Genomic DNA, 23313 nt, shown 5'->3' with positions numbered 1-23313 from the left:
GTTTTGCCACGACTCAACATTCAATATACGCCGCGTTTGGCCCAACCGTCGCTGGGGGTCACATCCGGCATAGGAGAAGCGACATGAAACTGCATGAACTGCAAGACAACCCCGGTGCAACCAAGCGCCGCAAACGCATTGGCCGTGGCCCGGGTTCGGGCATGGGCAAGACCGGTGGCCGTGGTATCAAAGGTCAGAAATCCCGTTCGGGTGTGGCGATCAAGGGCTTTGAGGGCGGCCAGATGCCGCTCTATCAACGTCTGCCCAAGCGTGGCTTTACCAAGCCGAACCGCAAATCCTATGCGGTGGTCAACCTGGGCCTGATCCAGAAATTCATCGACGAGAAGAAAATCGACGCCTCGGCCGCGATCACCGAAGACGTGCTTGTCGCTTCGGGTCTGGTGCGCCGCAAGCTGGACGGTATCCGCGTTCTGGCCAAGGGTGATATCTCGGCCAAAGTGACACTTGAGGTCACTGGCGCATCGCGTTCGGCGATCGAAACCGTCGAAAAAGCCGGTGGCTCACTGACGGTCACAACCGCGCAGGCCGCTGAATAAGAGGTTGTGAGTGGCGTTCGCGCCGCTTACATATGCCCCAAGTTTTCCTTTGACGCCGCCTGAGCTGGAAAACAGCTTTTGGCGGCGTTGTCATATGAAAGAGACCCGCGAATGGTATCTGCAGCAGAGCAAATGGCGGCCAACACAAGCTGGTCCGCGCTTGGTAAGGCCTCCGATCTTCGCAAACGCATCCTGTTCACGCTGGGGCTTTTGATCGTCTATCGTCTTGGCACCTATATCCCGGTGCCGGGCATTGACGGCGCGGCCCTGCGTGAATTCATGCAAGGCGCCCAGGCCAGCATTGGCGGCATGTTGTCGATGTTTACCGGCGGTGCGCTTGGCCGGATGGGGATTTTCGCCCTCGGGATCATGCCCTATATCTCGGCCTCGATCATCGTTCAGCTTCTGACCGCGATGGTGCCGCAGCTTGAACAGTTGAAGAAAGAGGGCGAACAGGGCCGCAAGAAGATCAACCAGTACACCCGCTATGGCACGGTTGGTCTTGCGACGCTGCAATCCTACGGTCTGGCCGTCAGCCTGCAATCGGGCGACATGGTCACCAATCCAGGTGGCTTTTTTATTGTCTCCTGCATGATCACGCTGATCGGGGGCACGATGTTCCTGATGTGGCTTGGCGAGCAGATCACCGCGCGCGGTATCGGTAATGGCATTTCGCTGATCATCTTTGTCGGCATCATCGCCGAAGTCCCCGCCGCCCTTGCACAGTTCTTCAGTCAGGGCCGCTCTGGTGCGATCAGCCCGGCGGTGATCATTGGCGTGATGTTGATGGTCGTGGTCGTGATCGGCTTTGTGGTCTTCATGGAGCGCTCGCTTCGCAAGATTCATATTCAATACCCGCGCCGTCAGGTCGGCATGAAGGTCTATGACGGGGGCTCTTCGCATCTTCCGATCAAGGTGAACCCGGCCGGCGTTATCCCGGCGATCTTTGCCAGTTCCCTGTTGCTTCTGCCCGCCACGATCACCACGTTTTCGGGCACCCAGACCAGCCCGGTGATGTCGACGATCATGGCCTATTTCGGCCCCGGCCAGCCGCTTTACCTGCTGTTCTTCACGCTGATGATCGTGTTTTTCACCTATTTCTATACCTTCAACGTGTCGTTCAAGACCGATGATGTGGCCGATAACCTCAAGAACCAGAACGGCTTTGTTCCCGGTATCCGTCCCGGCAAGAAAACCGCCGAATACCTGGATTACGTGGTCAACCGCGTGCTGGTCCTTGGGTCGGGTTATCTCGTGGCGGTGATGCTGCTGCCGGAAGTCCTGCGCAGTCAGTTCGCCATTCCGTTCTATTTCGGCGGCACCTCGGTTCTTATTGTGGTTTCGGTGACGATGGACACGATCCAGCAGGTGCAAAGCCATTTGCTTGCGCATCAATACGAAGGTCTGATTGAGAAATCACAGCTGAGCGGCAAAGGTAAGAAACGCTCGCGCAGGAAAGGGGCATCACGCCGATGAACATCATTCTTCTCGGGCCCCCGGGGGCAGGCAAGGGCACTCAGGCGCATCATCTTGTTGCCAGCCGCAACATGATCCAGCTATCGACCGGCGACATGCTGCGCGAGGCTAAGGATAGCGGCTCTGAGATGGGCAAGATCGTGGCCGATGTAATGGCCCGTGGCGACCTTGTGACCGATGAGATCGTGATCGGCCTGATCCGCGAAAAACTTGAGGGTGACAAACAGGGCGGTTTTATCTTTGACGGTTTCCCGCGCACCCTGGCCCAGGCCGACGCGCTTGGCGATCTGCTGGCGGAACAGGGGGAGGCGCTTGACTCCGTGATCGAGCTTCGGGTCGACGATGAGGCGCTTGTGCAGCGGATTACCGCACGCTCGACCTGTGGCGGCTGTGGAGAGGTCTATAACGACATCACCAAACCCTGGCCCGCCGACGGCAAATGCGCCAAATGCGGATCTTCGGATGTCAAACGCCGGGCGGATGACAATGAGGACAGCCTGCGCAACCGGTTGATGGAATACTACAAGAAAACCTCGCCGCTGCTTGGCTATTACTATGCCAAGGGCCTGCTGTCTTCGGTCGACGGTCTGGGGGAAATCGCGCAGGTTCAAGCGGCAATTTCATCTCAGCTTGACAAATAAGGGGGCAGGGCTTGACGCCCCCTTAATTTCCCCATAACCAGCCCTATCTCGCGAGAGAATTGATTCTGACCGGGTCGCCCCCGGCAGGGATCGTATCACCTGAATTCAGCTGCGGCCCGGAGCGAAAACGCCTCGGGCTTACGTTGTGAAAAAAGGTTCTGGAGCTACGGAACCGCAACGATAAAGGAACTTACATTTGGCACGTATCGCCGGCGTAAATATCCCGACCCACAAGCGGGTCCCGATCGCCCTTACATATATCACTGGTATTGGTCACACCTCGGCCAAGGCCATCTGTGAAGCCGTGAACATCGACGCATCGCGTCGCGTGAACGAACTTTCGGATGCCGAAGCTCTGGCCCTGCGCGAACATATCGACGCCAACTATACCGTCGAAGGTGATCTGCGTCGTGACACGCAGATGAACATCAAGCGTCTGATGGACCTTGGCTGCTACCGTGGCCTGCGTCACCGTCGCAACCTGCCGGTTCGTGGTCAGCGCACCCATACCAACGCACGCACCCGCAAAGGCCCCGCAAAGGCCATTGCCGGCAAGAAGAAATAAGGGAGGGCTGATCAATGGCACGCGATACCAAACGCACCAAAAAGAAGGTCTCCAAGAACATCGCCACCGGCGTTGCTCATGTGAACTCGTCTTTCAACAACACCAAGATCCTGATCTCGGACGTGCAAGGCAATGCTATCGCCTGGTCGTCGGCTGGCACCATGGGCTTCAAAGGCTCGCGGAAATCGACACCCTATGCCGCCCAGATGGCCGCAGAAGATGCCGGTAAAAAGGCCCAGGATCACGGCATGCGCACCCTTGAGGTCGAAGTTCAAGGCCCCGGTTCGGGCCGTGAATCGGCGCTGCGCGCTCTGGCCGCTGTTGGGTTCAACATCACCTCGATCCGTGATGTGACGCCGATGGCGCACAATGGCTGCCGCCCGCCGAAACGTCGTCGGGTCTGATCCAAGATACACCAGGCGGGGCCGCGCAAAATTGCGCGGTCCCCTTTTCGTCATTTTAATACCTCGGGCGTTCTGAACCTTTGGACATGGGAACGGAACTGGAATGGAGGGACGCATGATCCACAAAAATTGGGCTGAATTGATCAAGCCGACACAGCTTGACGTCAAGCCGGGCAATGACCCGCTTCGTCAGGCCGTTCTGATCGCTGAACCGCTTGAGCGCGGCTTTGGTCTTACACTCGGCAACGCACTGCGCCGGGTGCTGTTGTCGTCGCTGCAAGGGGCGGCCATCACCGCCGTGCAGATCGACAACGTCCTGCATGAGTTTTCAAGTGTTGCCGGTGTGCGCGAAGACGTCACCGACATCGTGCTGAACCTCAAGGGCGTGTCGCTTCGCATGGAAGTTGAAGGGCCCAAGCGTCTTTCGGTCAATGCCAAGGGTCCGGGTGTCGTGACCGCTGGCGACATTTCGGACAGTGCCGGCATCGAGATCCTGAACAAGGAACACGTGATTTGCCACCTCGACGAGGGCGCCGATCTGTTCATGGAATTGACCGTGAACCAGGGCAAAGGCTATGTCGCGGCCGACAAGAACAAACCCGAGGATGCGCCCATCGGCCTTATCCCGATCGACGCGATCTATTCGCCGATTTCCAAAGTCAGCTATGACGTTCAGCCCACCCGCGAGGGCCAGGTGCTGGATTATGACAAGCTGACCATGAAAATCGAAACCGACGGGTCGATCACGCCGGATGATGCCGTGGCCTACGCCGCACGCATCCTTCAGGATCAGCTTTCGATCTTCGTCAACTTTGACGAGCCAGAAGCCGCCGGTCGCCAGGACGAAGACGATGGCCTTGAGTTCAACCCGCTCCTGCTCAAGAAAGTGGACGAGTTGGAACTGTCGGTACGTTCGGCAAATTGCCTCAAGAACGACAACATCGTTTATATCGGCGATCTGATCCAGAAGACCGAAGCAGAGATGCTGCGCACGCCGAACTTTGGCCGCAAGTCGCTTAACGAGATCAAGGAAGTTCTCAGCGGCATGGGCCTGCACCTTGGCATGGACGTTGAGGATTGGCCGCCCGATAATATCGAGGATCTGGCCAAGAAATTCGAAGACGCGTTTTAAGATACGCGTGGGTTACACCCACCCTACGGGTTATCTCGTAGGGTGGGATCAATGCCCGGATCGCCGGGGAAAACATGGGCCACTGCCCCAAGGAGAGCGGCTGACACGCATCAGACCGCCGGACAAAGCAAAACACGCTAAGGAGACCAGAAAATGCGTCACGCAAGAGGCTACCGCCGCCTGAACCGGACCCATGAGCACCGCAAGGCGCTTTGGGCCAACATGGCCGGATCGCTCATCGAACATGAGCAAATCAAAACCACTCTGCCCAAGGCCAAAGAACTGCGCCGGATCATCGAAAAAATGATCACCCTGGGAAAACGCGGTGATCTGCACGCGCGCCGTCAGGCCGCAGCGCAGCTCAAGCAGGATCAGTATGTCGCGAAACTGTTCGACGTGCTTGGGCCCCGCTACAAGGACCGTCAGGGCGGCTATGTCCGTGTTCTCAAGGCGGGCTTTCGCTATGGCGACATGGCACCCATGGCCATCATCGAGTTCGTCGATCGCGATGTGAACGCCAAGGGCGCAGGCGACAAGGCCCGTGTTGCAGCGGCCGAAGCCGAGGCAGACGAGGCCTGATACCCGGCTTTTGAGACCAGAATTTGAACGCCGCTGACGGTTGGTCGGCGGCGTTTTCCGTTTGAGGGGCTGCGGCTGCGGCTTGCAATCCGGGCGCGGCCTTTGCATATCTGTGTGCGCCGCGTCACAGGGCGCGATAGGATGCACGCATGGCTGATCTCTTTCAAACACCGCCCGACACGCCGCCCGGCACCGCGCCGCGCCCTTTGGCCGACCGGCTGCGCCCGCGCAGGATCGCCGAGGTCATTGGACAGGATCAGGTGCTTGGCCCCGAGGCGCCGCTTGGGGTGATGCTGGCCTCTGGCAGCCTGACGTCGCTGGTCTTCTGGGGGCCGCCGGGTGTGGGCAAAACCACCATCGCGCGGCTTTTGGCGGATGAAACCGACCTTCATTTCGTTCAGATCAGCGCGATTTTCACCGGTGTGCCGGACCTGCGCAAGGTCTTTGAAGAGGCCAAGCACCGCCGCGCCAACGGCCAGGGCACCCTGTTGTTCGTGGACGAGATCCACCGCTTCAACAAGGCCCAGCAGGACGGATTTTTGCCGCATATGGAGGATGGCACGATCCTGTTGGTCGGCGCCACCACCGAAAACCCCAGTTTCGAGCTGCACGCCGCCCTGTTAAGTCGCGCGCAGGTTCTGGTTCTCGAACGGCTCGCGCTGTCTGATTTGGAACGGCTCGCGCAGCGCGCCGAGGCCGATATTGGTCGAGCCCTGCCGCTTGATGGCCCGGCGCGTGAGGCCCTTTTGGAAATGGCCGATGGTGATGGGCGCGCCCTGCTCAACCTGATCGAACAGGTGGCGGCGTGGAAGACCGAGACCAAGCTTGATAAAGCCGCGCTTGCCAGCCGCCTGATGAAGCGTGCGGCCAAATACGACAAGGGCGGCGACGAGCATTACAACCTGATCTCGGCGCTGCATAAATCGGTGCGCGGGTCCGACCCCGACGCGGCGCTTTACTGGTTCGCGCGCATGCTGACCGGGGGGGAGGACCCGCGTTACCTTGCGCGGCGCATCATCCGCATGGCAGTTGAGGATATCGGTCTTGCCGATCCGCAGGCGCAAACTGTTTGTCTTCACGCATGGGAAACCTATGAGCGTTTGGGCAGCCCCGAGGGCGAATTGGCGCTTGCGCAGGCGGTCACTTATCTCGCACTCGCGCCGAAATCGAATGCCGGTTATGTCGCCTATAAGGCGGCGATGCGCGAGGCCAAAAAAACCGGAAGCGAGCCACCGCCCAAGCACATCCTGAACGCGCCAACCAAGCTTATGGCGGAGCAGGGCTATGGCGCGGGCTATGCCTATGACCATGACGCGGAAGACGGGTTTTCAGGCCAGAATTACTTTCCCGAGACCATGAAACGCCCGGTCCTTTATCAGCCGGTCGAACGCGGATTTGAACGCGAGCTCAAAAAACGACTCGATTATTTTTCCAAGTTGCGCGCGCGACGCAGCTAGGCGCTTACGGCGAGAGGTGCGTGAAATCCATGACGTCTTTCAGATCAAAACTACGGCGGCTCGAAGATTAAAGGCTGGAAACGCGGCCAATTTCGTGTTTTGCTTGAGAAATGTCGTATTTAAGCATCCTTCAGCATCTTCGTAACAGGAAGCTTTTGGTGAGGGTCAGCAAAATGACCCCTCCAATGACAGCTCACACAGCAAACAGGGAAATCTTATGAAAAAGAACAAGGACCAGGTCCTTTTGGACAAGCTCGCCGATGCGGCCCGTACGGGAACTATCTCGCGCCGCTCGTTTATGAATTATGCGGCCGCAGCGGGCCTAACCGCGTCGGCGGCAACCGGTCTTTGGGGCACATCGGCCGCTGCCAACCCGACCAGCGGCGGTACGTTCCGTTGGGGGGTGCATGACGGCAATACCTCGGACACACATGATCCGGGCACCTATGTGACACGTCAGATGATCTTTCTGGCGCACACCCACCGCAGCTATCTGACGATGATCGAGGCGGACAACTCGCTTGGGCCGGACCTTGCGACCGGTTGGGAGGCCACGCCTGATGCCAAGCAATGGACATTCAAACTCAATCCCGATGCGTCTTTCCATAGTGGCAAGAAGGTGACATCACAGGATGTGATCGACAGCCTCAACCACCACCGTGGGGATGCGTCCACATCGGCGGCCAAGGCGCTTTTGACAGATGTGACCGACGTCACCGCAGATGGCGACAATGCGGTTGTGATCAGCCTCGCACGCGGCAATGCCGATCTGCCCTGGCTGATGACTGATTACCACTTTGCGATTTGTCCCTCTAATGGGGATGGCACGATTGATTGGAAATCCGGCGATGGCTCTGGCCCCTATAAAATCGACTCGGGTGAGTTTGGTATTCGCTGGGAACTGACACGTCATGACGGCTGGCATCTGGATGGCGCGTATTTCGACAAGGTAACCATGCTGGTCCTCAATGACCCCAACGCCCGCCAGACGGCGTTGGTAACGGGCGATGTGGATTGTATTTCGCTGATCGAACTCAAGACGCTGGCGCTGTTGGAGCGCAATCCCAATGTGTCAATCGACAACATTCCCTCGGGTGGCGCGATCACCATGCCAATGCATTGCGACACGGCACCGTTCGATGATGTGAACGTGCGCAACGCGCTGAAACTGGCGATGAACCGCGACGAGATCATCGAGAAGATCTCGTTCGGGGCGGCAACCAAGGGCAACGATTTCCATCTGTCGCCGGTGCAGCCCTATTGGCCGGACGATATCCCGCAACGCGACTACGACCCGGATCAGGCGAAATCGCTGCTCAAGAAGGCCGGGCAAGAGGGGCTTACGGTCAACCTGTCGGTGGCCGACAGTGTCTATACCGGGGCGGTCGACATGTGCGTGCTTTATGCCGAACAGGCCAAGGCGGCGGGCATCAACATCAAGGTCGTGCGCGAGCCAAATGATGGCTATTACTCCGACGTTTGGCTGAAAAAGCCGTTCTCGGCCGTGTCTTGGGGCGCGCGCCCGACGCCGGACGTGATGTTCACGCTGGCCTACAAGGACGACGCCGCCTGGAACGAGAGCCGCTGGCAGAACGAGCGTTTCAACGAGCTTCTGCTTCAGGCCAAGGGCGAACTTGACGACAGCCTGCGCGCTGAGATGTATCGCGAGATGTGCTTGCTGATGCGTGATGACGGCGGCACGATCATCCCGTTCTTCAACAACTGGGTCTATGCCCGCGGAAAGGGTGTGAAGCGTCATGAGAATGTCGCGGCCAGTTGGAGCTGTGACGGCGCCCGCGCCGCCAGCCGCTGGTGGTTCGAAGCGTAAGTTGAAAACAGAAACCCGGCGTCACTGGCGCCGGGTTTTCACTGCTGCGGCGCATCCGATTGATTTCCCAAACCGCGTCGGAGCCACAAGCCAGAGCCGGATCACATTAACACCCGGTCAGAGCAAAAAACGAATCTGCCAAAACGGCAACCTGTGTTCCTATGAACTAACGGATGCCAGAGCAGACAGCAGGAGGGACTGATGGGAGATATTCTAGGGCTCGTTGGAAAACGGCTTGGACTTGGATTGGGGATTTTGCTGATTATTTCGGCAATTATCTTCTTCATGGTCGAATTGCTGCCGGGTGACATTGCCGAGGCGGTTCTTGGACAGGGTGCAACACCGGAAAACCTTGCCGCTTTGCGCAAGGAAATGGGGTTGGATCAACCGGCACTTGTGCGATATTTTGGGTGGCTGGCCAACGCGGTCACGCTGGATTTTGGCAATTCCATCGTCACCGGCGAAAGCGTTGTCGATACGATCAGCTCGCGCCTTGCCAACACGCTTTTCCTGGCTACATATGCCGCCGTTATCGCGGTGCCGATCTCTATTGTTCTTGGTGTGTTGGTGGCGCTTTTGCGCAACTCGATCTTTGACCGGGTTGTCAATGTTCTCACCCTCACGTCGATTTCAAGCCCCGAATTCTTTCTCGGCTATATCCTTATCCTTTATCTGGCGGTCAAAACCGGCATGTTCCCGGCGATTGCCAGCCTGAGCAATGATATGACCTTTGGCGAGCTTTTGCACCGGACCTTCCTGCCGGCGCTGACGCTGGTGCTTGTGGTGACGGCGCATATGATGCGCATGACCCGAGCGGCGATCATCAATCTTCTGGCCTCGCCCTATATCGAGATGGCGCGCCTCAAGGGCACACCGCCCTGGAAGGTCATCGTGAAACACGCGCTGCCCAATGCCTGGGCGCCGATCATCAACGTTGTTGCCTTGAACCTTGCCTATCTCATTACCGGTGTGGTGCTTGTCGAGGTGGTCTTTGTCTATCCCGGTATCGGGCAGGCGCTTGTCGATGCGGTGTCAAAACGTGACTTCCCGGTGGTGCAGGCTTGCTGTCTGATCTTTGCGGCGACCTTTATCCTTCTTAACCTTGCGGCGGATGTGGGGGCTATCTTGACCAACCCGCGCCTGCGTCATCCGAAATAAGGGGGCAGAGACATGAATGTTTTCGTCATTATCTACTACACTCTGCTTCTAGGTGGCTCTTGCCTGGCGGCGTTTTACAACAAGCGCTCTGCGTTTCTTCTGCTGTTTTCGCTGACTTTGGTCTCGTTCATTCTGGGCATTGTCGGCGGGGTTGGCGCCTTGCGTCTGGTTGCGATCTGCGCCGGGCTTTTGGCGCTCTCGGCGATGGTGGCCTATGCCTTCCGCGAGTTTCTGGTGGCCATCGCGCCAACCAACCTTGCCAAGGAATTGCGCACCGCGCCGCTGACGGCTGGGTTTGGCATGTTCATCATCTTCACCTATGCCATTGCCGGTATCTTCGCGCCCTGGATCGCGCCATTCGGCGAGGCACAGATCATTTCATCGGCCTTTGCTCCGCCAGATGAAACCATGCTTCTGGGGGCGGATCAACTTGGCCGCGATATGTTCAGCCGGGTCATTTTTGGCGCGCGTAACACGGTTGCCCTTGCGCTGGCAGGGACGGTCATGGCCTTTCTTCTGGGCGCGCTTGCCGGGCTATTGGCGGCGACCACAGGGGGCTGGTTTGACCAGATCTTGGCGCGGACATCGGATGTGATCATGTCGATCCCCTCGCTGATCTTCGCGCTTTTGATGCTGTCGATCTTTGGCGGAGAGCTGGCCAACAACACCACGGCCTTTTATCTGCTGACCATCTTTGCCGGGGTCACCGGCCTGTTGGTGGTCACGGCTGTGTCTGAGCGAAGCGTCATGGGCTGGATCATTGGCCTTGCCGTTCTGGGCGGGGTTTCGGCGGCCTTTGCGCTTGGAATGCTGGTGATCTTCAACCCCTCCGAGATCATCCTGATCCTTGTGGTTGCGGTGATCTATAGCCCTCGGGTATTTCGCCTGACGCGGGCGGTTGCGGGCAACGTGGTGGTCATGGATTATATCGAGGCCGCCAAACTTCGCGGGGAACGCACCTGGTATCTTATCCGGCGTGAAATCCTGCCTAACTCTACCGCGCCTCTGGTGGCTGAATTCGGGTTGGAATTCTGTTTCGTGTTCCTTCTCATTGCCGGCCTAAGCTTCCTTGGACTTGGCATTCAGCCACCGACGGCGGATTGGGGATCAATGGTGCGCGAGAACGCGACGCTGATCTCGTTTGGTGATGTCACCCCGCTTATTCCTGCGGGCGCCATCGCCCTGTTGACGGTCGCAATCAACTTTGTGGTTGACTGGATGCTGCATCGTTCCTCTGGCCTGAAAGGGTAATCGGATATGGTAAAGAAAAAAGACGTTCTTCTGAAAATCAGGGACCTGAAAATTCAGGGCTATTCCGATGAAAGCTGGGTCGACATCATCAAGGGTGTCGATCTGACCCTCCACCGAGGTGAGGTCATGGGCCTGATTGGTGAATCCGGTGCCGGTAAATCCACGATCGGCGCGGCCTGTATGGGCTATGCGCGCGATGGCACGCGGATCTCGAATGGCTCGATCGAGTTTGACGGGATGGAGCTGACAACCGCCACCGAAAGCGAGCGGCGCGCGTTGCGTGGCTCGCGCATTGCCTATGTGGCGCAATCGGCGGCGGCCTCGTTCAACCCGGCCCATAAGATCATCGACCAGCACACCGAAGCGCCTCTGCAATACCGCCTGAAAAAGCGGCTTGAGGCGCAAGAGGATGCAATGGATCTTTATGAGCGATTGCGCCTGCCGAATCCGTCCGAGATCGGGTTTCGCTATCCTCACCAGGTCTCTGGTGGGCAGTTGCAGCGCGCGATGACGGCTATGGCGATGTCATGTCGCCCGGATCTGATCATCTTTGACGAGCCGACCACCGCGCTTGACGTGACCACCCAGATCGAGGTTCTGGCCGCGATCCGTGACATCGTCGAACAGTTCAATACCGCCGCAATCTATATTACCCACGATCTGGCGGTGGTGGCGCAAATGGCCGATACCATCAAGGTTCTGCTCAAGGGCGAAGAGGTCGAAGAGGCCTCGACCAAAGAGATGCTCGACAATCCGCAAGAGGAATACACCAAGTCCCTCTGGGCGGTGCGCAGCTTTGAAAGCCCGCAGAAATATCGGCCCAAGGATAGCGTGCCGCTGATCTCGGTCAAGAATGTCGATGCCTCTTATACCGGCGGCGACAAGGTTCTGGATGATGTCAGCTTTGACATTTACGAGGGCATGACCGTCGCCGTCGTGGGCGAATCCGGGTCGGGTAAATCGACCACGGCGCGCTGTATCACCGGGCTTTTGCCGCCCTCAAAGGGCGAGATACTGTTCAAGGGCGAGCCATTCCCACCCGACTATCGGGATCGCACCAAAGACCAGCTACGCCAGTGTCAGATGATCTATCAGATGGCCGATACGGCGCTGAATCCCAAGGTACGGATTTCGGAAATTATCGGTCGGCCAGCGGCGTTCTATTCGGGGCTCAAGGGCGCCAAGCTCAAGAACCGGGTGGATGAATTGCTCGATCTGATCGAGCTTGAGCCGTCGCAGTATTATAACCGTTATCCGCCTGAACTTTCCGGTGGCCAGAAACAACGGATCGGCATCGCCCGCGCGCTCGCGGCTGAGCCAAGCTTTATCGTCTGCGACGAGGTCACCTCGGCTCTCGATCAACTAGTGGCCGAAGGGATCCTGCGCCTTCTGGACCGGCTTCAGGGGGAATTGAACCTGGCCTATATGTTCATCACGCACGATCTTGCCACGGTCCGCTCTATCGCGGATGAGGTGGTGGTGATGCAGCATGGCAAGGTCGTGGAACAGGGGCCCAAGGATGACATGTTCACGCCACCGCATCACCCCTATACCGACCTGCTGCTAAGCTCGGTGCCCGAAATGGACCCCGAGTGGCTTACCACGCTTTTGGAAGAACGCGGGATCGACAATGTCGGTGATGCGGCGGCTGCGCGGATTGATCCGAAAGACAAAAAGGTCAGCGGCACCAACGTCTAAGAGCACGATGCGATGAAAACATGAAAGTGGCGGATGGGAAACCCACCGCCACTTTGCAGTTCAACAGTTTTAAAATAGCGCGCGGGTCGCGATCAGAGGATCGCCATTGCCGACAGGGCCATCGTGCCAACGATCATCCCATAGACGATCAGCACGGCAGGCCAACTTGCACTATGCATACGCAATTCGCGGTTAAGTTCGTCGCGGGTCATGGCTGGCCTCCATCCTGAGAAGTAAAACAAACGATATATCGTCTGTTTCAAGCACATATGCGAAATTTCACAACACGCAATAGGTAAATTGGATAAAATCAATGCAGTTGTCGCAACGCAGCTAGGCGCCCAAAGCATAGCGCCTGAATTCGCCGTTACGGTGTCAAAAACCGACCACTCTAGGGGTGACGCGCATCAAACGCGATGCGCGTCGGGGTGTTAACTGTTGCTGCCTTGCAGCGGCATCACCTTCAGTTCGCCTTCTTCGCGCGCCTTGATCGCCAAGGCAGCGGCATGCGATCCGGCGGCGGTCGTGAAATAGGGGATCTTGTCATAAAGCGCGACGGAGCGGATTTCGCGGCTGTCCTCAACCGCTTGAGTGCCTTCGGTGGTGTTCATCACAAGCGCGATCTGCCCGTCTTTCAGCATATCCACGATATTGGGGCGCCCCTCATAGACCTTGTTGATCACCTCGCAAGCGATGTCATGTCCTTTGAGGAAATCCGCCGTGCCGCGCGTGGCGACGACGGCAAAGCCAAGATCGACCAGCACCCTCGCAGCCTCAATCAACTGCGGCGTCTTGTCCGCGTCCTTGATCGAGATAAAGACATTGCCGCTATCCGGCAGGTCAACGCCTGCGCCCATTTGCGCCTTGAGGAAGGCACGCGGAAAGGACACATCCCAGCCCATTACCTCGCCGGTCGAACGCATCTCCGGGCCAAGGATCGTATCCACACCAGGAAAGCGCGCGAAGGGCAGAACCGCCTCTTTGACCGAAAACCACGGCATGTTGGGATCGGCCAACGTCATCTGATCGGCCATCGGCAGGGTGCCGGGCTTGGTGTCTTTGGGATAGGGGCCACGGAACGGGAATGCGGCCATTTTCTCGCCTGCCATCAACCGCGCGGCAATTGCGGCAATCGCCGAATCCGTCGCCTTGGCCACGAAGGGCACGGTGCGGCTGGCGCGCGGATTTACCTCGATCAGGTAGATTTCATCGTCTTTAACCGCGAATTGCACGTTCATCAGGCCAACCACGTTCAGCGCAATCGCCAGCGCCTCGGTCTGCGCCTTGATGCGCGCGATCATCTCGTCGCTGAGCGAATAGGGCGGCAGCGAACAGGCACTATCGCCCGAATGCACGCCGGCCTCTTCGATGTGCTGCATGATGCCCGCGACATGCACGGTTTCGCCATCGCAAAGCGCGTCGACATCGCATTCGATCGCGCCCGACAGATAGCTGTCAAGCAAGACCGGGCTATCGCCAGAGACCACAACCGCCTCGGCGATATAGCGTTCCAGATGGGCCATATCGCGCACGATCTCCATCGCCCGCCCGCCCAGAACGTAAGAGGGGCGAATGACCAGCGGAAAGCCGATATCCTCGGCGATGGCAAGCGCCTGTTCGTCGGTGCTGGCGATGCCGTTATGCGGCTGTTTAAGGTCAAGTTTGTTGACAAGCTCTTGAAAACGCTCGCGATCTTCGGCGAGGTCAATCGCGTCTGGCGTGGTGCCGAGGATCGGAATACCCTCGGCCTCCAGCGCGCGCGCAAGCTTGAGCGGGGTTTGACCGCCGAACTGAACAATGACGCCGTGCAGGCTACCGTTTTGTTGCTCGGTGGTCAGGATTTCCATCACATGCTCGAATGTCAGCGGCTCAAAATACAACCGGTCCGAGGTGTCGTAATCGGTCGAAACCGTCTCGGGGTTACAGTTGATCATGATCGTTTCATATCCCGCGCCGGTCAGCGCATAGCAAGCGTGACAGCAGCAGTAATCAAACTCGATCCCCTGACCGATCCGGTTGGGACCGCCGCCCAGAATGACCACTTTCTTGCGATCAGAGGGGCGCGATTCACACTCGACTTCGCCCATCATCGGCGACTCGTAGGTGGAATACATATAGGGGGTCTGGGCCTCGAATTCGGCGGCGCAGGTGTCGATCCGCTTGAACACGGCCCGCACCCCAAGATTGCGGCGCGCCCGGCGAACCTGACCTTCGTCACGCCCGGTCAGCTTGGCCAGCCGTGCATCGGTAAAGCCAAGCATCTTGAGCGCGCGCAGCCCGTGTTCGGTGAGCGGAAGACCATCGCGACGGATTTCCTCTTCGGTTTCGACGATTTCGCGGATGCGGGCAAGAAACCACGGGTCAAAGGCGGTCGCGGCGTTGATTTCATCATCCGAAAGTCCGTGGCGCATCGCCTGTGCGATGGTGCGCATCCGGTCTGGCGTGGCCTGGCTGATCGCCTTGATCACGGCAGCCTTGCCCGAGGTGGGATCAGTGGCGCCTTCGATCACCACCTCGTCAAACCCGCTAAGCCCGGTTTCCATGCTCGCCAGTGCCTTTTGAAGGCTTTCATGGATCGTGCGGCCAATCGCCATCGCCTCGCCGACCGATTTCATCGCGGTGGTCAGATGCGGCTTGGCGCCGGCGAATTTTTCAAAAGCAAAGCGCGGGATCTTGGTGACGACATAGTCGATCGTCGGCTCAAAACTCGCGGGGGTGACGCGGGTGATGTCGTTGTCCAGTTCATCAAGCGTATAGCCGACGGCCAGCTTTGCGGCGATCTTGGCAATCGGAAACCCGGTCGCCTTTGATGCCAGGGCGGATGAGCGCGACACCCGCGGGTTCATCTCGATCACGACCATGCGGCCATCGGCGGGGTTCACCGCCCATTGCACGTTCGAGCCACCGGTTTCGACGCCGATCTCGCGCAGCACGGCAATGCTCTGATTGCGCATGATCTGGTATTCCTTGTCGGTCAGCGTCAGGGCCGGGGCCACGGTGATGCTGTCGCCGGTATGCACGCCCATCGGATCGACGTTTTCGATGGCACAGACGATGATGGCATTGTCAGCCTTGTCGCGCACGACCTCCATCTCGAATTCTTTCCAGCCCAAGAGCGATTCGTCGATCAGGATCTGGTTCACGGGCGAGGCATCAAGCCCGGATTTGCAGTAATGTTCGTAATCGTCGCGGTTATAGGCCACGCCGCCGCCGGTGCCACCAAGGGTAAAGGCCGGACGGATGATCGCGGGCAGGCCGACGTAATCAATCGCCGCCATGCATTCCTCGATAGTGTTGGCAATCGTCGCCTTGGGGTTCTCGATGCCAAGCCGGTCCATCGCCTCGCGGAAAAGCTTGCGATCCTCGGCCATCTCGATTGCGGCGCGATTGGCGCCGATCAACTCGACACCGAATTTCTCAAGCACGCCCATATCGGCGACGGCCAGGGCGGTGTTCAATCCGGTTTGCCCGCCCATCGTCGGCAGCAAGGCATCGGGGCGCTCTTTCTCGATGATCCTGGCGATGATCTCGGGGGTGATCGGCTCGATATAGGTGGCATCGGCCAATTCCGGGTCGGTCATGATCGTGGCCGGGTTCGAGTTGACCAGAATGACGCGATAGCCTTCCTCGCGCAGCGCCTTGCAGGCCTGTGCGCCGGAATAGTCGAACTCGCAGGCTTGACCGATGATGATAGGCCCCGCTCCGATGATCATGATGGATGAAATATCGGTTCTTTTTGGCATGGGGCCCCCGGGCAGCTAAATGGGCGCAGGCAGAGGCCTGCACACGCAAATTGGAGCGGGTTATATCCATGATCCGGCGGGGTGCAAGGGCTGATCCGCGATCTGTCCGCCGATCCCTGCCAGTGGTCTAGCTTTTAAACGCGGATATCGGCGCCGCATCAGAGGTGTCTATCGCCTCGGGTGCGTCGTCAAGCACAACCTTGTCAAGCGCGCCCATGCCAAGCCTGTTGCGCTGTGGGTAAAGCACAAGCTGATCAAGCGCCACCCCGGCAAGCGCATTGGCGCGGAAGGTGACAAAACCGCCCTCTGCGGCACTTTGCGGCAGGGTGAATTTCTCGGTCCCGATCAGGACGTCACCGAAATATCCCTCGACCACGACACTTGGCTCGCCCTTTTCGGATTGCCAGTCGAGCGAGATGAATTGAAATGGCGCACCGGGGCGTTGAATCATCACGCCGCCGCGCATGTTCATCACGCTTTCGATCTCGTTCGCGCCATCGGTGCCATCGCCCGATTTGGCCGCCGAGGAGATCATCATGTTGCGCGTCGCGACCAAAAAACCATCCTCGGGCATCTCGGCCGGGGCAGGGCCGTCGCCCGGACCCTCGAACCCGATTGAGGCCCGTTCGGCCAATGCGGGCGTGGCCAGCACCCAAGAGGCGAGAATGGCGGCGGTCAATCCATGCGTCATCTGATACACTCCTGAAAATGGCTATGGGGTCAGCGTTCCTTGCAAAGGGGGGCCTGTCAAGCGCGTCGATAATCGCAAAACTCGCGTAAACAGACGCTTTTGAGGGTGTGTTTTGCGCCTTTGCGGCCTAAATACGCCAGCACCAGCCAAGGGATGCGCAGAGTGCAGATTCGTTTCGATCATGGGCCAAGCGGCACCGCCTGTCAGTTTGCACAGGCGCAGCGCCGGATTGTGGCCAATGATCCGGGCGAGGTGCCCGCCGCCCTTGCCGCCCTTGACCGGGCGCGCGCCGACGGGTTCTGGCTTGCGGGCTATGCCAGCTATGAACTTGGGTTTGCTCTTGAGCCGCGCCTTTTGCCGCTTTTGCCGCGTGAGCGCCGTTTGCCGCTTTTGCAGTTCGGGGTTTACGGCGCGCCGCAGGCGGTCGGAGAGTTGCCCCAGGGCCCGGCGGGGCTTGGCGATTTGCGCCCGCTCTGGGACCCTGCGCGCTATGCCCGCGCCTTTCAGAGGGTGCATAATTATATCTGCGCCGGCGATATCTATCAGGCCAACCTGACCTTTCCTATCCACATGACCGCGACCGGCGAGGCGCGCGCGCTTTACGCGGCCCTGCAAGGGGTACAGCCGGTGCGCTATGGCGCCTTGATCGAGGATGAGACCGGCCCCGCGATCCTGTGTCGCTCGCCAGAGCTTTTCTTTCGCACCCACGGCGATGGGCGGATTGAAACCCGCCCGATGAAAGGCACGCAACCCCGGAGCACGGATCCGGCCGAGGACACCCGCCGCCGGTTTTTCCTGCAAAGCGATGCCAAGAATCGCGCCGAGAACCTGATGATCGTGGATCTGTTGCGCAACGATATCTCACGGGTGAGTGTGCCCGGCACGGTATCTGTGCCCGAACTTTTCGCGGTCGAAAGCTTTGAGACCGTGCATCAGATGACATCGCTCATCACCGCGCAGATGATGCCCGACACCGGCCTGTCGGATATTTTCACGGCGCTGTTCCCCTGCGGGTCGATCACCGGCGCCCCGAAACTGCGCGCGATGCAGATTCTGGCCGATCTGGAGCAGGCCCCGCGCGAGATTTATTGTGGCTCTCTTGGCTGGGCCGCGCCGGATGGCCGGGCCGAATTCAACGTCGCGATTCGCACCCTGATGGTCGAGGACGGGCAGGCGGTTCTGAACGTCGGCGGCGGGGTGGTCTATGACAGTACGGCGACGGGCGAATATGAAGAAGCGCTCTGGAAAGCGCGCTTTGCCCGCGCCCTGACACCGGCCTTTGCCTGAGCGTCGCTATTCTGCGGCCTGTTGCGCGCCGTCCTTATCCTCTTGGTAAAGATAGTCGCGCGTGAGCGGAACCGACTCTTTCTCGGGCGATAGTTGAAACTGGAACACCACATGCTTGTTGGCGCGAAAGGTCAGCTCGCTTGTGATCAGATAATACCGCCACATCCGACAGAACCGTTCATCGTAAAGATCGCGCGCCTTGTCGATATTGGCCTCGAACCGTTTGGTCCAATGGCGCAGCGTATAGGCATAATGCAGGCGCCAGACCTCGACATCGGTGGTGATCAGGCGGCTTTTCTCGATTGCGGTCATGGCCTCTGACATGGCCGGGCAATAGCCGCCGGGAAAGATGTATTTGGTGATCCACGCGCTTGTGGCGCCGGGCATTCCGGCGCGCCCGATGGTATGCACAAGCGCCACGCCATCCGGGGTCAGCAGGCGCTTGAGCGTATTGAAATATTCGTCGTAATGGGGCACGCCGACATGTTCGAACATGCCCACAGACACGATGCGGTCAAATTTTCCGGTCACATGGCGGTAATCCATCAGCTTGAACTGTGCTTGCTCGGCAAGCCCGGCCTCTTTGGCGCGTGCATTGGCGATGCCGTGCTGTTCGCGCGACAGCGTGACGCCGGTTACCTCAGCGCCATAGTCGCGCGCCAGCGTCAGCCCCATCCCGCCCCAGCCACAGCCGATATCAAGCACACGCATGCCCGGTTTGATCAGCAGTTTGCGGGCGATATGGTGTTTTTTGGCCTCTTGCGCGGCCTCAAGCGTCATCTCCGGATCGCTGAAATAGGCGCAGGAATATTGCCTGTCCTCGTCAAGAAACAGATCATAAAGCTCGCCCGAGAGGTCATAATGATGCGCGACATTCTTCTGCGCGCGCTTGACCGGGTTGAACTGTTTAAAGCGCCGCATCATCCAGCGCCCGATCACCAGCGGGCGGCGAAACCACGGTTGACCCTGCGACGCCATGTTGCTCATCGCCAGCGACATGAAGCCATAGAGATCATCATTCGCGATCGTCAGCCGACCATCCATATAGGCCTCGCCTACGGCAAGGTCGGGCGACAGCACGATCTTGCGCGGCAGGTCCGGGTCATGAAACGTCAGCTCGGCCATCGGCGCATCCTCGCTGCCATAATGGCGCGTGGTGCCGTCGGCGAACGTCACAACCAGCCGACCGCGCCGTATCAGATGCGTCAGCAATCGGTCGAAAGCTTTGGTCCACATGTTTCACCTCATCTTTTGTCGCCAATCGTGGCGCAACAATACGGTGTAGCCAAATCTGTCCCTGAAACCGGCTTTCGCGGTTCACCCGCCTGTCGAATGCGTATTTTTATCCAAAAACCCTTTTATGTAAACGGTTTTGCAAGGCATGAGCGGGTCGCAGCCCTTGACTTTACCGCCCCGCCAAGGTGTATCGGCCCGGACCATGACAGATGCCCCCGCGGGGCCGAAAGAGGACGCCATGCACGCATATCGCAGCCATACTTGCGCCGACCTGACCAAATCCAACGTGGGCGACGCCGTTCGCCTCTCTGGTTGGGTGCATCGCATCCGTGATCATGGCGGCGTTTTGTTCATTGATTTGCGCGATCACTATGGCGTGACACAGCTTTTGTGCGACCCAGACAGCCCGGTTTTTGCGCAAGTGGAAAAGCTGCGCAGCGAATATTGCATCCGAATCGATGGATCGGTGAAGGCGCGCGATGACAGCCTGATCAACGCCAAGATACCGACTGGCGAGGTTGAGGTGTTCATTCGCGATCTCGAGGTTCTGGGACCGTCCGCCGAACTGCCGCTGATGGTGTTTGGCGATCAGGAATACCCCGAGGAAACCCGCCTGCGCTATCGTTACCTCGACCTGCGCCGCGAGGCGATGCAGCACAACATGACCCTGCGCTCCGATGTTGTGGCCTCGATGCGCCGTCGCATGTGGGACAAGGGCTTTCGCGAGTATCAGACGCCGATCATCACCGCCTCGTCGCCCGAGGGCGCGCGCGACTTTCTGGTGCCCTCGCGCCAGCATCCCGGCAAATTCTATGCCCTGCCGCAGGCGCCGCAGCAGTTCAAACAGTTGATCATGGTCAGTGGCTTTGACAAGTATTTCCAGATTGCGCCGTGTTTTCGCGATGAAGACCCGCGCGCCGACCGCTCGCCGACCGATTTCTATCAGCTTGACCTTGAGATGTCCTTTGTCGAGCAACAGGACGTGTTCGACACGATTCAGCCGGTTGTGCAGGGCATTTTCGAGGAATTCGGCCAGGGTGCGGCGGTCGATGCCCATTGGCCGCATATCTCGTATCGCGACGCCGCGCTCTGGTATGGCACCGACAAGCCCGACCTGCGCAACCCGATCAAGATGCAGGATGTGTCGGATCATTTCCGCGGCTCGGGCTTTGCGATTTTCGCCAAGCTGTTGGAACAGGACGGCACCGAAATCCGCGCCATCCCCGCGCCCACCGGCGGCAGCCGCAAGTTCTGCGACCGCATGAATGCCTTTGCCCAGAAAGAGGGCCTGCCGGGGATGGGCTATATCTTCTGGCGCGATGGTGAAAACGGTGTTGAGGCCGCAGGCCCGCTGGCCAAGAATATCGGCCCCGAGCGCACCGAGGCCATTCGCCTGCAACTTGGCCTTGGCAAGGGCGATGCGGCGTTCTTTCTTGGTGGCAAGCCATCGGTCTTTGAACGGGTGGCCGGCAAGGCGCGCACGGTGATTGGCGACGAGCTTGGCCTGACCGATCAGAACCGGTTTGCCTTTGCCTGGATCGTCGATTTCCCGATGTACGAGGCCGATGAGGAAAGCGGTAAGATCGACTTTAGCCATAACCCGTTCTCGATGCCGCAAGGCGGGCTTGAGGCGCTGAATGGTGATCCGCTCAATGTTCTGGGTTATCAATATGACCTGAGCTGTAACGGCTACGAGCTTATTTCGGGGGCCATTCGGAACCACAAGCTTGATATCATGATCAAGGCGTTCGAATTGGCGGGCTATGACGAGGCCGAGGTGCGCAAGCGCTTTGGCGGCATGGTCAACGCCTTTCAATATGGCGCGCCGCCCCACGGGGGCTGTGCGGCGGGGATTGACCGGATCGTGATGTTGCTGGCCGATACCGCCAACATTCGCGAGGTGATCATGTTCCCGATGAACCAACGCGCCGAAGACCTGATGATGAACGCGCCCTCTGATCCGACCAGCGATCAGCTGATGGAACTGGGCCTGCGGGTGATCCCGCAGGAATAGGCGGTAAACCGGGCCTTTCCTTTGGCGCGGCATGGGTGCATGCTCGGGCCAAAGGATTTATGTCAAAGGCTTTTTCATGCTGCAAGATCGTCCTGTCGGCCCAAAGCTGATCAACTGGAAGGAACCGCCCGCACCGGACGGCGCGGCGCTTGTCGGTCGCTATGCGGCGCTGGAGCGGCTTGATGCCGATCGCCATTCCTCTGATTTGCACCGCGCCAATAGCGCCAGTGACGCGATCTGGGATTATATGCCCTACGGCCCGTTTTCCTCGGCCGCGCAATATCACCGCTGGGCGCGTCAGGTCGCGGTCGGGCAGGACCCGTTGTTTTACGCGATCACCAATCTGGAAACCGGCCAGTTGGGCGGCGTCGCCAGTTATCTTCGGATCATGCCGCAATCGGGAAGCATCGAGGTCGGGCACATCAATCTTTCGCCATCCCTGCAACGCACCCGCGCCGCTACCGAGGCGATGTATCTGATGATGAAATGGGCGTTCGAGGCGGGCTATCGGCGCTATGAATGGAAATGCGACGCGCTCAACATGCCGTCGCGCCGCGCCGCAGAGCGGTTGGGTCTAAGCTATGAGGGTATTTTCCGTCAGGCCACCGTGGTCAAGGGACGCAATCGCGACACCGCCTGGTTTGCCGCGATTGATACGGAGTGGCCCGCCCTGCAAGAGGCCTTTCAAATCTGGCTGGCCCCGTCGAATTTCGACGAAGAGGGCCGACAACGCGAAAGCCTGAGTACCCTGACCCGCCTTGTGCGCGCCGCCAGCGATCCCGCGCAGGGTTAGGTCAGCGCCCGGCCTGAAATCGCCAGCCGGGTTTCGAGACGTTTTTCGATCAGCCCAACCATCGGCGCCACCGCCTCGGCGCCGTTATCTCTGGCAAGTTTTGTTGCCGCCTCTGCTAGGGCGCCATCAAAGGCCGATTGGGCCACGCCAGTCAGAAACTGCGAGATATAGGACAGCACCGGCGCGTCATGGCCACCGTCCAGCAGGTTCAGCACGTGTTCAAGATCATCGCGATAGGCAAGCGGATCGGGGCTTATCACCTCATCGGTGATTGCATAGGGGCCGTTCGGCCGCCGGTCGGCGGGCAAATGCCGCAGGATCTGTTGTTGAAAGGTGCTAAGGCTTTCCACCGGTTTCAGCAGGAACCCATCGGCCCCGGCCCTGAGCGCGGTGGCTTCGGCGCCCGCATCGCCACTTGTCGCGATGATAACCCCAACGCGCGGTGTGGCGCGATCCAGATCTTCAATAAGCTCGGCCCCGGAGCCGTCCGGCAGACCAAGGTCAATGATTGCCACCGAGGGGCGATAAACCTGCAAATGCCGCCGCGCAGAGCGCAGGCAATCCGCCCGCCTGATCCGCGCCCCGCTGCGCAGACACATAAGGCGCAGCGCCTCGCTGGCATAGCGGCTGTCCTCGACCGCAAGAACTGTCATGCCCAAAAGCGGGCGGCTGTTTGTGGGCGCGCGCTGGGGCGCAAGGCCATCGAGATCACTCATCGGGCTGATCCTTTGCTAAACTGGGTTCGGACAGGATTACGCAGGGATGGTGAATGCGAGGTTAATGCGCGGGTTGCGTCCCCCTGT

19 protein-coding genes are annotated in these 23313 nt (G+C 59.1%); 15 read left to right on the top strand and 4 right to left on the bottom strand.

Features of this window, described 5'->3' with window-relative positions:
• Nucleotides 1-83: 83 nt before the first annotated feature.
• The 12 genes from rplO (at nt 84) to BMZ91_RS14485 (ending at nt 12746) form a co-directional block, all read left to right on the top strand.
• Nucleotides 84-557, top strand: coding sequence for a 50S ribosomal protein L15 (rplO, locus tag BMZ91_RS14540; RefSeq protein ID WP_092840450.1), 474 nt, complete (start codon nt 84-86; stop codon nt 555-557).
• A gap of 111 nt (nt 558-668) precedes the next feature.
• Nucleotides 669-2033 carry a preprotein translocase subunit SecY gene (gene secY / locus BMZ91_RS14535; protein WP_092840447.1) on the top strand — a complete coding sequence of 455 codons (1365 nt, stop codon included), beginning with the start codon at nt 669-671 and terminating at the stop codon, nt 2031-2033.
• Nucleotides 2030-2674, top strand: a complete 645-nt coding sequence (locus BMZ91_RS14530) for an adenylate kinase (RefSeq protein ID WP_092840444.1) — start codon at nt 2030-2032, stop codon at nt 2672-2674. Before secY ends, BMZ91_RS14530 begins: the two co-directional genes overlap by 4 nt.
• Nucleotides 2675-2870: 196 nt before the next feature.
• Nucleotides 2871-3239: a 30S ribosomal protein S13 gene (rpsM, locus tag BMZ91_RS14525; RefSeq protein WP_073199668.1), complete on the top strand. Its 369-nt coding sequence runs from the start codon at nt 2871-2873 to the stop codon at nt 3237-3239.
• A 14-nt stretch (nt 3240-3253) separates the two neighbouring features.
• Entirely contained in the window at nt 3254-3643 is a 390-nt protein-coding gene (gene rpsK / locus BMZ91_RS14520) for a 30S ribosomal protein S11 (protein ID WP_092840441.1), read from the top strand.
• Between the two features lie 115 nt (nt 3644-3758).
• A complete protein-coding gene (locus BMZ91_RS14515; protein WP_092840531.1) occupies nt 3759-4775 on the top strand; it encodes a DNA-directed RNA polymerase subunit alpha in 1017 nt (338 codons plus the stop codon).
• Between the two features lie 153 nt (nt 4776-4928).
• A complete protein-coding gene (gene rplQ / locus BMZ91_RS14510) occupies nt 4929-5354 on the top strand; it encodes a 50S ribosomal protein L17 (protein WP_092840439.1) in 426 nt (141 codons plus the stop codon).
• Between the two features lie 149 nt (nt 5355-5503).
• Nucleotides 5504-6811 carry a replication-associated recombination protein A gene (locus BMZ91_RS14505; RefSeq protein WP_092840436.1) on the top strand — a complete coding sequence of 436 codons (1308 nt, stop codon included), beginning with the start codon at nt 5504-5506 and terminating at the stop codon, nt 6809-6811.
• Between the two features lie 217 nt (nt 6812-7028).
• Entirely contained in the window at nt 7029-8639 is a 1611-nt protein-coding gene (locus tag BMZ91_RS14500; RefSeq protein ID WP_092840433.1) for an ABC transporter substrate-binding protein, read from the top strand.
• A 201-nt stretch (nt 8640-8840) separates the two neighbouring features.
• Nucleotides 8841-9797, top strand: coding sequence for an ABC transporter permease (locus tag BMZ91_RS14495; RefSeq protein ID WP_092840430.1), 957 nt, complete (start codon nt 8841-8843; stop codon nt 9795-9797).
• 12 nt (nt 9798-9809) lie between these two features.
• Nucleotides 9810-11048: an ABC transporter permease gene (locus tag BMZ91_RS14490; protein ID WP_092840427.1), complete on the top strand. Its 1239-nt coding sequence runs from the start codon at nt 9810-9812 to the stop codon at nt 11046-11048.
• A 6-nt stretch (nt 11049-11054) separates the two neighbouring features.
• The gene (locus BMZ91_RS14485) at nt 11055-12746 is read left to right on the top strand and encodes an ABC transporter ATP-binding protein (RefSeq protein ID WP_092840424.1); all 1692 of its coding nucleotides are present in this window, start codon (nt 11055-11057) and stop codon (nt 12744-12746) included.
• 431 nt (nt 12747-13177) lie between these two features.
• On the opposite strand, the gene carB is transcribed toward BMZ91_RS14485, so the two are convergent.
• On the bottom strand, nt 13178-16489 hold the full coding sequence (carB, locus tag BMZ91_RS14480) for a carbamoyl-phosphate synthase large subunit (protein WP_092840422.1): 3312 nt from the start codon (nt 16487-16489) through the stop codon (nt 13178-13180).
• Nucleotides 16490-16616: 127 nt separating this feature from the next.
• On the bottom strand, nt 16617-17180 hold the full coding sequence (locus BMZ91_RS14475) for a hypothetical protein (RefSeq protein ID WP_092840419.1): 564 nt from the start codon (nt 17178-17180) through the stop codon (nt 16617-16619).
• Nucleotides 17181-17342: 162 nt separating this feature from the next.
• Between BMZ91_RS14475 and BMZ91_RS14470 the strand changes: the two genes are divergently transcribed.
• Nucleotides 17343-18467 carry an aminodeoxychorismate synthase component I gene (locus BMZ91_RS14470; RefSeq protein ID WP_092840528.1) on the top strand — a complete coding sequence of 375 codons (1125 nt, stop codon included), beginning with the start codon at nt 17343-17345 and terminating at the stop codon, nt 18465-18467.
• A gap of 6 nt (nt 18468-18473) precedes the next feature.
• Here BMZ91_RS14470 and BMZ91_RS14465 read toward each other — a convergent pair whose 3' ends face one another.
• Nucleotides 18474-19703 carry an SAM-dependent methyltransferase gene (locus BMZ91_RS14465; RefSeq protein WP_092840417.1) on the bottom strand — a complete coding sequence of 410 codons (1230 nt, stop codon included), beginning with the start codon at nt 19701-19703 and terminating at the stop codon, nt 18474-18476.
• A gap of 238 nt (nt 19704-19941) precedes the next feature.
• Here BMZ91_RS14465 and aspS point away from each other — a divergent pair, with 238 nt between their 5' ends.
• Together aspS and BMZ91_RS14455 are read left to right on the top strand one after the other, a co-directional pair.
• Nucleotides 19942-21717 carry an aspartate--tRNA ligase gene (aspS, locus tag BMZ91_RS14460; protein ID WP_092840525.1) on the top strand — a complete coding sequence of 592 codons (1776 nt, stop codon included), beginning with the start codon at nt 19942-19944 and terminating at the stop codon, nt 21715-21717.
• 76 nt (nt 21718-21793) lie between these two features.
• Nucleotides 21794-22510: a GNAT family N-acetyltransferase gene (locus BMZ91_RS14455; RefSeq protein WP_092840522.1), complete on the top strand. Its 717-nt coding sequence runs from the start codon at nt 21794-21796 to the stop codon at nt 22508-22510.
• On the opposite strand, the gene BMZ91_RS14450 is transcribed toward BMZ91_RS14455, so the two are convergent.
• Complete coding sequence (locus BMZ91_RS14450) at nt 22507-23226, bottom strand: response regulator (protein WP_092840414.1); 720 nt, start codon at nt 23224-23226, stop codon at nt 22507-22509. The genes BMZ91_RS14455 and BMZ91_RS14450 overlap by 4 nt on opposite strands.
• Nucleotides 23227-23313: the final 87 nt, after the last annotated feature.

Origin of the sequence: Roseovarius lutimaris (genome assembly GCF_900115165.1) — a bacterium.
Lineage (GTDB): Bacteria > Pseudomonadota > Alphaproteobacteria > Rhodobacterales > Rhodobacteraceae > Roseovarius > Roseovarius lutimaris.
Note: the sequence above shows the minus strand (reverse complement) of the source record. Positions and strands in the feature narration are given on the sequence as shown.

Excerpts from the sequence above, each read along its gene's own strand:
- secY (WP_092840447.1), top strand. The coding sequence starts at position 669 with ATGGTATCTGCAGCAGAGCAAATGGCGGCCAACACAAGCTGGTCCGCG.
- BMZ91_RS14490 (WP_092840427.1), top strand. The coding sequence starts at position 9,810 with ATGAATGTTTTCGTCATTATCTACTACACTCTGCTTCTAGGTGGCTCT.
- BMZ91_RS14495 (WP_092840430.1), top strand. The coding sequence starts at position 8,841 with ATGGGAGATATTCTAGGGCTCGTTGGAAAACGGCTTGGACTTGGATTG.
- rplO (WP_092840450.1), top strand. The coding sequence starts at position 84 with ATGAAACTGCATGAACTGCAAGACAACCCCGGTGCAACCAAGCGCCGC.
- BMZ91_RS14515 (WP_092840531.1), top strand. The coding sequence starts at position 3,759 with ATGATCCACAAAAATTGGGCTGAATTGATCAAGCCGACACAGCTTGAC.
- rpsK (WP_092840441.1), top strand. The coding sequence starts at position 3,254 with ATGGCACGCGATACCAAACGCACCAAAAAGAAGGTCTCCAAGAACATC.
- BMZ91_RS14465 (WP_092840417.1), bottom strand. The coding sequence starts at position 19,703 with ATGTGGACCAAAGCTTTCGACCGATTGCTGACGCATCTGATACGGCGC.
- BMZ91_RS14475 (WP_092840419.1), bottom strand. The coding sequence starts at position 17,180 with ATGACGCATGGATTGACCGCCGCCATTCTCGCCTCTTGGGTGCTGGCC.
- BMZ91_RS14530 (WP_092840444.1), top strand. The coding sequence starts at position 2,030 with ATGAACATCATTCTTCTCGGGCCCCCGGGGGCAGGCAAGGGCACTCAG.
- carB (WP_092840422.1), bottom strand. The coding sequence starts at position 16,489 with ATGCCAAAAAGAACCGATATTTCATCCATCATGATCATCGGAGCGGGG.
- aspS (WP_092840525.1), top strand. The coding sequence starts at position 19,942 with ATGCACGCATATCGCAGCCATACTTGCGCCGACCTGACCAAATCCAAC.
- rplQ (WP_092840439.1), top strand. The coding sequence starts at position 4,929 with ATGCGTCACGCAAGAGGCTACCGCCGCCTGAACCGGACCCATGAGCAC.
- BMZ91_RS14455 (WP_092840522.1), top strand. The coding sequence starts at position 21,794 with ATGCTGCAAGATCGTCCTGTCGGCCCAAAGCTGATCAACTGGAAGGAA.
- BMZ91_RS14500 (WP_092840433.1), top strand. The coding sequence starts at position 7,029 with ATGAAAAAGAACAAGGACCAGGTCCTTTTGGACAAGCTCGCCGATGCG.
- BMZ91_RS14505 (WP_092840436.1), top strand. The coding sequence starts at position 5,504 with ATGGCTGATCTCTTTCAAACACCGCCCGACACGCCGCCCGGCACCGCG.
- BMZ91_RS14485 (WP_092840424.1), top strand. The coding sequence starts at position 11,055 with ATGGTAAAGAAAAAAGACGTTCTTCTGAAAATCAGGGACCTGAAAATT.
- BMZ91_RS14450 (WP_092840414.1), bottom strand. The coding sequence starts at position 23,226 with ATGAGTGATCTCGATGGCCTTGCGCCCCAGCGCGCGCCCACAAACAGC.